Origin of the sequence: Flavobacterium sp. (assembly GCF_020217025.1) — a bacterium.
Classification (GTDB): domain Bacteria; phylum Bacteroidota; class Bacteroidia; order Flavobacteriales; family Flavobacteriaceae; genus Flavobacterium.
The window spans coordinates 1-10,000 of the sequence record NZ_JAIWOF010000161.1 but is presented as its reverse complement, the minus strand read 5'-3'; the positions used below and the strand labels follow the sequence as shown (position 1 = coordinate 10,000).

The following is a 10,000-nucleotide window of genomic DNA, read 5'->3' as shown; positions in this document are numbered from 1 at the left end:
TGTTCCAAATCATTCCGCCTTGGATAATGGGATATTTTATATTGAAGAGTTGGGTAATTTTATTCATTTATAATTTCAATAATTTTCCTTGTGTTGTTTTGTTTGCTGCTTTCAATTGGTAAAAATACAAACCTGATGCCAAATTATCTAAATAAATGGTTGGATTTGTTTCCGAAATAACAAACTCTTCAAGTTGTTGTCCGATATTGTTATACAAAACTAATTTACTTGTTGTTTCTGATTCTGGAAACACAATTGTAAGTCTATCCTGAACTGGATTTGGATACAATATAATTGAATCGTTTTCGTATGAATCTACAGACAAAGCATTGGTTAAAGCCAATTGAAAATCGGGCACTCCATATCCTTTATAGATTGTTGGATTTGCATAAATATCGGCAGATTCTTTTACAAATTGTACGATTTGAGCATTAGTCATATTGGGAACAGCCGACCAAAAAGTAGTTACCATTCCAGCTAAAATTGGACTCGAAAAAGAAGTTCCATTCGCAGTCGTTATAACGCCAGAAGAATTACTTATGGTTGCTCCAGCTCCTTTAGCACAAACATCGGGTTTAACTCTGCCGTCAAATGATGGTCCAATAGAACTAAAAGAAACATAATCTTCCGTTGCATTTACTGCACCAATTGTCAAAGTAGTTATCGCGTCTGCTGGAGTTGCAATATGTGGATCAGCTGAATTTCCTGAATTTCCAGCACTAGTTACACAAATCATTCCTTTTGAAAAAGCTTTGTCGGCTCCTCTTGCAGCAAAAGTTTTGATTCCATTCATATCAGAATAAGAATAACTGTAGCTTATATTATCGTATGTAAAATAACCTAATGAGGAATTGATAACATCAACTCCTAAACTATCGGCCATTTCTGCTGCTTCTACCCAATACGATTCCTCTACTGGATTTTCAGAATTTGCATCTTCAGTTATGAACAAGTAATATTGAGCATCTGGAGCAGTGCCTACTAATTGATTATCAACATAACCAGCCATGCAAGACAATACTGATGTTCCATGAGAATTTCTTGTATAAATAGAGGTATTTCTGTCTGGAAAATTATAACCTCCTAAAATTAAATTATTATCTCGTAATCTTTGGAATGGACTTGCAGAATTTACTCCAGGAAAACCCGCATCCATAATAGCTACCATCTTACCTTGACCCGTATAATTTTGTTGGTGCAACAAATGACCGTTCAACATTTGAATTTGATTCGATGAACCTCCGTAGTTAAAATCGGTTAAAACTTCTAATTGTTTGTTTACAGGTTGTATTACTGTAGTTTTTTGAATCGTATTAGAATGTCTAGAATTCAAACTAGCATCTGCGAACTGAATATGATTTACAAAAGGCAAATTAGTTAGTAATTGAATATCCGCTTGAGTTCCTCTAACATGTAACGCATTTAACCATTTCGATTTTGCCATTACGGTAATTCCTGTTGCTGCCGTTACTTGATCAATATAGGTTTGAGCAATAGGAACATCTGTATTATCCAAAATAATTCCTTGAGCAGTTCTTCTGTCTAATGCTCTTTGAGAAAGCATCTGTAAAGGATTACTTAAATAAAAAGCGGCATCTGGTTTGTCATTAAAATACACCCAAGCATCTTCCTGAGAAAAGCCAAAATTGAAAACCAATAATGTAAAAAGTAGTAGTTTCTTCATAAAATTTGGGTTTATTAAATCAAATTTACTCATTTTTATTGAAGAAACTACAATTGTTTTTATGCAATAACACCGCTTCCTAAAACTTCATCGTCGTGATGCCAAGCCACAAATTGCCCTTCTGTCATAGCGGATTGCGGATTTTCAAACACTACATACATGCCATCTTTGAATTGATGTAAAGTTGCTTTTTGTAAAGGCTGACGGTAACGAATTCTAGCCATTACTTCCATTTTTTCACCCTCTTTCAAAGCTAAATCTTCTCTTATCCAGTGAATTTCATCGTTTGCAATAAACAATGCTTTTTTGAATAATCCAGGATGTTGATTGCCTTGTCCAGTATATACGATATTCTTTTCTACATCAGTTTCAATAATGAATAAAGGGTCTTTTGTTCCTCCAACATTTAAACCTTTGCGTTGTCCTTTAGTAAAATAATGAGCGCCTTGATGTTTACCCATTACTTTTCCTGGAACTTTTAGATAATCAATTCTTCTCGATTCAAAAGCAAAAGCTTCTTCTTCCGAATTGAATTGAGGTTTTTCTTGATGATATATTTCTGCTTCCGCTGGAATTTCGATAATTACACCTTCTTTTGGTTGTAATTTTTGTTGTAAAAATTCAGGTAAGCGTACTTTTCCGATAAAACAAAGTCCTTGCGAATCTTTCTTTTCGGCTGTAATTAAATCTAATTTTGATGCAATTTCACGAACTTCAGGTTTGGTTAATTCACCAATTGGAAATAACGCTTTCGAAAGTTGTTCTTGTGATAGTTGACATAAAAAATACGATTGATCTTTATTACCATCTTTTCCTGCTAACAATTGAAAAACTTCTTTTCCGTCTTTTTCGATGTTTCCTTTTCTGCAATAATGTCCGGTTGCCACATAATCAGCACCTAATGACATCGCAATTTTCATAAAAACATCAAACTTGATTTCACGGTTACACAATACGTCAGGATTTGGAGTTCTTCCTTTTTCGTATTCGTTGAACATATAATCAACGATTTTCTCTTTGTATTGTTCTGATAAATCTACCGTTTGAAAAGGAATTCCTAATTTTTCAGCAACTAAAAGCGCATCATTACTATCTTCTAACCACGGACATTCATTTGAAATCGTTACGGAATCATCATGCCAATTCTTCATGAATAGCCCAATAACTTCGTATCTTTGCTCTTTTAATAAATAAGCGGCAACACTCGAGTCTACTCCTCCCGAAAGTCCTACTACTACTCTTTTCATTTATTCTTGCCCTCCTTTTTCTTCTTTTAACTGTTCCAATGTTTTGGATGCTTCTTTAGCATTTCTTTGCTCATATTTAATCAATTCTTGACTAAATTTCGCGGCTTTAACTTGTTTAATTACTTTGTTTTTTTCAAAAAACTTCCAAGTTCCCACACGTTTTCCATTAACATAGTTCCCTTCATACATTTTATTGCCCAATCCATCATAGTAAGAAGCAACTCCATCATATTGACCATTTTTATAGATATGAGAATCTATTAATTGTCCTTTTTCTGAATATGTTTTAGAAGCTCCAACTTTAGTACCTAATTTATAATTGGTTTCTTCAGCAATAGTTCCGTCTTTATAAAATACTTTTCGAACACCATCAAGTTTACCATCTTTATAATATTCTTGTGACATTAATTGTTTAGATTCGAAATGATAGTATTTCCATTCTCCTTCAGGAAGTTTGTTTACCAATTTCCCTTCACTTACTTTATTTCCTTTCTGATCATAAAAAACCGCATAACACGAACCATCACCTTTAGAAAAATCTCTAGTAGCAATAACAGTTCCTGCTTTTGTATCATCAAAATACTTAAATATACCCGTTTCTTTTCCATGATCGAAAGTACCTTCATATCGAACACGATTAGACTCTTTGTGAGTTCCTCTCCATAAACCATGACGGTTCCCTTTATCGTCTAATTGGTTAATTTTATCTTGAGCATTTGTAATAAAAGCTCCTAAAAGTAAAAACGCAAGAAATAATTGCTTCATTTTTTTGACTATTGTTTAATTTATTAATTATTAATCACAATGTAACCATTGAAAAATCAAATATTAGACCAAATACTGATTAAACAAAAAATAAATGTGAGTTAAATCTGCTATATAACGCAGCAAAATAGTTTTTTATTTGTTTCATCTTTTATAATTTTGGTTAAACAAAAAAAATAAACACTATGAAAAACTATGCAAAATTAATCAAATTAACGTTACTAGTAGTAAGTTCTACGTTAATGTTTTCATGTTCTGATGATGATAGTCCAACACAGAACAATTCGATTACTGATATCGCATCAGAAAACCCTAACTTTTCAATTCTTGTCGATGCACTAACTCGAGCTGATTTAGCGGAAACACTTGACCAAGAAGGTTCTTACACCGTTTTTGCCCCAACAAATGACGCTTTCATTGATTTTTTAGATGCCAATGGCTTTGAATCTTTAGATGATGTTCCATTACCAACTCTAACACAAGTTTTATTAAATCATGTGGTTAGCGGAACCAATTTATCTTCAGGATTAACTACAGGTTACGTTAAAACTTTAGCAACAGGTAGTGCTTCTTCTACAAACACATTAAGTATGTTTATCAACACAGAATCAGGTGTTAGACTTAATGGAGTTTCAAGTGTAACAACAGCTGACATTACTGCCGATAATGGAGTAATCCATGTTGTTGATGCAGTTATTGGTTTACCAACAATTGTTACACATGCAACTGCTAATCCAAATTTCAGCACGTTAGCTACATTACTAACAGAACAAGAGTTAGTTGGAACTCTTAACGGAACTGCTAGTTCTCCTTTTACCGTTTTTGCTCCATTAAATAGTGCATTTGATACTGCAACATTAAATTTATATGGTGGATTGAATTCTACACAAAAAACAGCTGTATTAACCTATCATGTTGTTCCTGGTGCGAACGTTTTATCTAATGCGATTCCATCAGGTCCAATAACTACTTTTGAAACAGGAACTTTTACAATTTCTGGAACAGTAATTACAGATGAGCAAAGTAGAGCTACAAATATTGTTGCTACCGATGTGCAAGCTTCAAATGGTGTAATACATGCTGTAAATCAAGTATTACTTCCAAACTTAGATTAATTCGTTTCTATTAATAAAATTGCTATGAACAAAAAACGCTTTCCTTTGGAAAGCGTTTTTTTATGATCCTAATTCTATGGCTCTTGTATTTGCGGCTTCTATTCCTTCTATTACAATTTCTTGAAGTTCTTTTTGATTAAAAACAGATAAAGCAGCTTCTGTAGTTCCACCCTTTGAAGCAACGCGTTGAATCCAAGCTTCGTTTGATAATTTACTTCTGTTTTGCAATTGTACAGAACCTGAGAAAGTTTGACTTACTAAAAACTCAGCCTCAGAAGCTGAAAAACCTAATTTAACAGCCGATTCAATCATAGCTTGCATGAAATAAAACACATAAGCAGGTCCACTACCTGATACGGCTGTAGCAGCGTTTAACATTTCTTCTTTCTCTATGTAAATCGATTTTCCAGTAGTATTGATTAAATTCTGAACGATGAAAAGTTCTTTTCTATCCACAGTATTTGAGGCACAAAAAACAGTCATCCCCTCACCTATTTGTGTTGGAATATTTGGCATTGAGCGTACAATTTTACTAACTCCTAATTCCTTTTGCATCATTTCAATTGAAATTCCAGCCATGACAGATAATACTACATGTTCTGGATTTAAAAATGGGTTTATTTCAGAAGCTAATTGTTTAAAATCTTGAGGTTTTACAGCTAAAATTAAAATATCTGATTCAAAGATTTGGGGATTTGGTTCTATATAAAAATTTGTTGAATCAATTCCAAAACTATTCTTTTCTTCAATTTTTGTTTTGTTCAAAACTAAAATATCTGAAGCTCCTACAAAGCCCGAACTCATAAAACTGTTGGCATAGGTTTGTCCCATATTACCAAATCCTATAATAGCTATTTTCATTATTAAATTATAAAAAGAAACCCTGTCGATTGAAGACAGGGTTTGTATTAAGATAAAATTATTTTTTCTTTTGTGCGGCTTTTTGAGCTTCTGCTTGCTCCATCATTTCACGCATTTTCTTCTGGAATTTACTTTCCTTTTTCTCTTTCGTTTTATTCTCTTGAATTTGAGCGTGAATTTTATCTTCTTTCACGATATAGTTTTTAATAACTAACATAATTCCGATAGTAATTAAGTTAGAGATAAAGTAATACAAACTCAATCCAGATCCGTTTGAATTAAAGAAAAACAACATCATTATTGGTGATAAATAAATCATGATTTTCATGATTTTTCCCATATCTGGCATACCTTCTTGAGGTGGTGCACTCATAGCTTGATCTCCAGTTGTCATTTTCATATAGAAGAAAATAGCAATAGAAGCTAAGATTGGGAATAAACTCACGTGATTACCATAAAAAGGAATAGTGAATGGTAATTGTAAAATACTATCATAAGAAGACAAATCGTCTGCCCATAAAAATGATTTTTGTCTTAAATCAAATAACGAAGGAAACAATTGAAACAACGCATAGAAAATTGGCATTTGCATCAAGGCTGGTAAACATCCTGCCATAGGATTTACACCTGCTTTAGAATACAACTTCATCGTTTCTTGTTGTTTCTTCATTGGATTGTCCTTGAATTTTTCATTCAATTCTGCAATTTCAGGACGTAACACTTTCATTTTTGCTTGAGACAAATATGATTTATACGTTACAGGCGACATTACAATACGAACTAAAATTGTGAACAAAATGATTGTAACTCCGTAACCAATACCTAAAGCTGAAATAAATCCGAAAACCGGAATAAAAATGTAACGGTTAATCCATCCGAAAATTCCCCAACCTAATGGCATGATTTCGTCTAAATTTCTGTTGTAATTATCTAATATTTCGTATTTCGAAGGACCATAATACCAATTCATATTATAGTTTAAAGCGCCATTTTTAAATTCTAATGGAACTTGAGCCGTGAAATTTTTTGTAAATACAGTATCTACTTTTGCATCATCTACTAAATTATCTGACTTAAATTTAGCCGTTTTAAACTTAGTGTCGGTTAATAGAATTGAAGTAAATAAATGTTGTTTGAAAGCAATATAAGAAACGTCTTTCGCTTCGTCTTCAGAATCTCTTGCCGCATTTAAATAATCATCTTTTCCATCTTCATATTCAAAAACTAACTCCGTATATCTATTTTCATACGTAACACTTTTCTCGTTTCTATATGATTTTAATTGCCATTCTAAATCTAATGGTTTAGAAGTATTTACTACCTTTTCTAATCCTTGAGAACGAATTGCAAAGTCTAACATATATTCGTTAGGCTTTAACACATAACGATATTCTAAAAACTGATCTGGACCTGCTTTTAATTGTAACGTTAAGACTTGATTTTTACCTTCAGTGGTTAACTTAGGTTCAAAATACATGTCTTTAGTATTCAATGTTCTGTTATCAGTTGTATTTAAAGCAATGTTTAAAGAAGCATTGTTGTCTTTAATAAGTTGAACTGCTTTTTTAGAATTTTTCTCAAATTGATCAAAACCTAATACAGTTGCATCAACGATATATCCACCTTTATTAGAAATTTTAAGCGATAAAACTTCATTTTTAATTTCGGTAACAGCATCAGTAGCTGATGGAAGTGTTGCAGAATATCCAAACGAACCTAATTGCGCTTGTGCTGCAGCATTTTTAGTAGAATCTGCTACTGGAGTTGCGGCAACAGTTGAAGTTACGGTTTTAACTTCTTTGGCTTGTTTTTCAACTTGCTCTTTTTTCTCTTTTTCCTTTAATTCTTCTGGTGTTGGAGCATTTGACCATAGCATCCAAATTAAAATTCCAGAAATCAATACAAATCCGATAATCGAATTAAGGTCTAATTTTTTTTCTTCCATCTAATTATTAGTGTTCAGTGTTCCCTTTTAAGGGAACAGTTTATTTAGTTTTATGTTGCACAGCTGCGGCTACAAAACTCACAAAAAGTGGGTGTGGATTAGCGACTGTACTTTTATATTCAGGATGGTATTGAACGCCGATAAAGAAAGGATGTGTAGGAATTTCAACAATTTCTACCAACTTCGTATCTGGATTTACTCCTGAAGCTACTAATCCTGCTTTCTCTAATTCGTTTAAATACGCACCATTGAATTCGTAACGGTGACGGTGACGCTCCATAATCTCAGTTTTACCATAGATTTTTTGTGCCAACGTGTTTTCTTTAATACTACATTTCCATGCGCCCAAACGCATAGTTCCTCCTTTGTTTTCAATATTTTTTTGCTCTTCCATTAAATTAATTACTGGATGAGCTGTATTTTCATTCATTTCGGTTGAATTCGCATCCGCGTAACCTAAAACGTTACGAGAATATTCAATTACCGCCATTTGCATTCCTAAACAAATTCCGAAAAACGGAATGTTATTTTCTCTTGCATAACGAACCGTGTCGATTTTACCTTCAATGCCACGACCGCCAAAACCAGGTGCAACAAGTATACCATCTAAATCTTTCAACTGATTTTCTGCCGAATTGGCATCTAAATACTCCGAATGAATCGAAATGACATTTACTTTTGTCTCGTTTGCTGCTCCAGCATGAATAAACGCTTCTAAAATTGATTTGTACGAATCTTGTAATTCTACATATTTTCCAACCAAACCAATGTTTACTTCGTGCTTCGGATTTTTCAATCTAAATAAGAACTCGTTCCAGTTGTTTAAATCTGGTGTATTTTTTTCTGGCAAATCTAATTTTTTCAACGCTACTCTATCCAATCCTTCTTCCAACATTAAATTGGGAACTTCATAAATAGTCGACGCATCAATCGATTGAATTACTGCTTCTTTTTTCACATTACAGAACAACGCTAATTTCTGACGTAAATCTTGCGACAATTCGTGTTCGGTACGACACACTAAAATATCGGCTTTGATTCCGCTTTCCATTAAGGTTTTAACTGAATGTTGCGTTGGTTTCGTTTTCAATTCTCCGGCAGCAGCCAAATACGGCACTAACGTTAAATGAACAACGATTCCATTATTTTCACCTAATTCCCAAATCAATTGTCTAACTGACTCAATGTAGGGTAATGATTCAATATCTCCAACAGTTCCACCAATCTCAGTAATTACAATATCAAAATCACCCGATTTTCCAAGCAACTGCATGCGTTCCTTAATTTCGTTTGTGATATGAGGCACCACTTGAACCGTTTTTCCTAAAAATTCTCCTCTGCGTTCTTTTTCAATAACCGAAAGATAGACTCTTCCAGTTGTTACGTTGTTCGCTTGAGAAGTAGGAACGTTTAAAAAACGCTCATAGTGACCTAAATCCAAATCCGTTTCTGCTCCATCGTCTGTTACATAACATTCTCCGTGTTCATAAGGATTTAATGTTCCTGGATCTACGTTGATGTAAGGGTCAAACTTTTGAATGGTCGTTCGGTATCCTCTGGCTTGCAATAATTTGGCTAACGAAGCTGCGATAATTCCTTTTCCTAAAGAAGAAGTCACACCTCCGGTAACAAAAATGTACTTAGTTTGGTTCATTGTGTTGTTGTTGTGTTGTTGTTGCGATAAATATCTTTTATCTGTAATAAAATCGTGCAAAGATAATACTAATTAGTCAATGTGCCAATTAGTCGATGTATCAATTTTGTAATTAATATTGTAAACAATTTATTTTTGTTTCGGAAAGTTTCTGCGGATGTTTCTAACAAGTTCTTCTAAGCCGTTTAGTTTGAGTTCGTGGACTAATTTTAATTGTTCGCCTAATTGTCCTTTAGGGAAACCTTTATTGGCATACCAAACCACATAATACTCCGGAAGGTCGATTAAGTAATAGCCTTCGTATTTGCCAAAAGGCATTTTAGTGTGTGCGAGTTTTACGAGAAGTTCTTGGTTGGTCATTTTTTGAGAGGATAGAAAAAAGAGAAAAGAGAAAAGATGAAAGACTTTTTAAAATGGTCTACTTTCTTTTCTCTTTCATCTTTGTTCTTTTATCTATTTACTTCCAATTAAAAACAATTTCCTTTTTAATATCTGGATGCAAACTGTAGGAAACTGGGCAAGTCATTGCGGTTCTTTCCAAAATTGTTTTTGTTTTTTCGTCGGGATTAATGGAGAAATGGAAGGTTACGTGAATTTCTGTAATTCTTCTTGGCTCGGTTCCCATAATTTTGGTTACTTCTGCGGTAGAACCTGAAAAATCTACTTCTAAATCACGTGCTTTGATTCCCATAACGGTGAACATACAACTAGCTAATCCGTTAGCTACGG

General features: G+C 33.5%; 9 protein-coding genes. 1 reads left to right on the top strand and 8 read right to left on the bottom strand.

Going from position 1 to position 10,000, the window contains the following annotated elements; all coding sequences use genetic code 11:
- Positions 1-67: 67 nt before the first annotated feature.
- Genes LDL23_RS08190 through LDL23_RS08180 form a run of 3 tightly spaced genes read right to left on the bottom strand, consistent with a single transcriptional unit; the run spans position 68 to position 3,696 of the window.
- Positions 68-1,684, bottom strand: coding sequence for a S8 family serine peptidase (locus LDL23_RS08190; RefSeq protein WP_291265262.1), 1,617 nt, complete (start codon positions 1,682-1,684; stop codon positions 68-70).
- 59 nt (positions 1,685-1,743) lie between these two features.
- On the bottom strand, positions 1,744-2,931 hold the full coding sequence (gene mnmA, locus LDL23_RS08185) for a tRNA 2-thiouridine(34) synthase MnmA (RefSeq protein ID WP_291265261.1): 1,188 nt from the start codon (positions 2,929-2,931) through the stop codon (positions 1,744-1,746).
- Positions 2,932-3,696 carry a hypothetical protein gene (locus tag LDL23_RS08180; protein WP_291265260.1) on the bottom strand — a complete coding sequence of 255 codons (765 nt, stop codon included), beginning with the start codon at positions 3,694-3,696 and terminating at the stop codon, positions 2,932-2,934.
- A gap of 185 nt (positions 3,697-3,881) precedes the next feature.
- On the opposite strand from LDL23_RS08180, the gene LDL23_RS08175 reads away from it, so the two are divergent.
- On the top strand, positions 3,882-4,811 hold the full coding sequence (locus LDL23_RS08175; protein WP_291265259.1) for a fasciclin domain-containing protein: 930 nt from the start codon (positions 3,882-3,884) through the stop codon (positions 4,809-4,811).
- Positions 4,812-4,871: 60 nt separating this feature from the next.
- Here LDL23_RS08175 and proC read toward each other — a convergent pair whose 3' ends face one another.
- From proC to LDL23_RS08150, 5 genes are all read right to left on the bottom strand, one after another.
- Positions 4,872-5,672 carry a pyrroline-5-carboxylate reductase gene (gene proC, locus LDL23_RS08170; protein WP_291265258.1) on the bottom strand — a complete coding sequence of 267 codons (801 nt, stop codon included), beginning with the start codon at positions 5,670-5,672 and terminating at the stop codon, positions 4,872-4,874.
- A 58-nt stretch (positions 5,673-5,730) separates the two neighbouring features.
- Positions 5,731-7,617, bottom strand: coding sequence for a membrane protein insertase YidC (yidC, locus tag LDL23_RS08165; protein WP_291265257.1), 1,887 nt, complete (start codon positions 7,615-7,617; stop codon positions 5,731-5,733).
- A gap of 40 nt (positions 7,618-7,657) precedes the next feature.
- Entirely contained in the window at positions 7,658-9,271 is a 1,614-nt protein-coding gene (locus LDL23_RS08160) for a CTP synthase (RefSeq protein ID WP_291265256.1), read from the bottom strand.
- 129 nt (positions 9,272-9,400) lie between these two features.
- On the bottom strand, positions 9,401-9,631 hold the full coding sequence (locus LDL23_RS08155; protein WP_133607617.1) for a DUF3820 family protein: 231 nt from the start codon (positions 9,629-9,631) through the stop codon (positions 9,401-9,403).
- Between the two features lie 97 nt (positions 9,632-9,728).
- A partial coding sequence (locus tag LDL23_RS08150; RefSeq protein ID WP_291265255.1) for an OsmC family protein occupies positions 9,729-10,000 on the bottom strand: 272 nt, incomplete at its 5' end.

Excerpts from the sequence above, each read along its gene's own strand:
- LDL23_RS08190 (WP_291265262.1), bottom strand. The coding sequence starts at position 1,684 with ATGAAGAAACTACTACTTTTTACATTATTGGTTTTCAATTTTGGCTTT.
- mnmA (WP_291265261.1), bottom strand. The coding sequence starts at position 2,931 with ATGAAAAGAGTAGTAGTAGGACTTTCGGGAGGAGTAGACTCGAGTGTT.
- LDL23_RS08180 (WP_291265260.1), bottom strand. The coding sequence starts at position 3,696 with ATGAAGCAATTATTTCTTGCGTTTTTACTTTTAGGAGCTTTTATTACA.
- LDL23_RS08175 (WP_291265259.1), top strand. The coding sequence starts at position 3,882 with ATGAAAAACTATGCAAAATTAATCAAATTAACGTTACTAGTAGTAAGT.
- proC (WP_291265258.1), bottom strand. The coding sequence starts at position 5,672 with ATGAAAATAGCTATTATAGGATTTGGTAATATGGGACAAACCTATGCC.
- yidC (WP_291265257.1), bottom strand. The coding sequence starts at position 7,617 with ATGGAAGAAAAAAAATTAGACCTTAATTCGATTATCGGATTTGTATTG.
- LDL23_RS08160 (WP_291265256.1), bottom strand. The coding sequence starts at position 9,271 with ATGAACCAAACTAAGTACATTTTTGTTACCGGAGGTGTGACTTCTTCT.
- LDL23_RS08155 (WP_133607617.1), bottom strand. The coding sequence starts at position 9,631 with ATGACCAACCAAGAACTTCTCGTAAAACTCGCACACACTAAAATGCCT.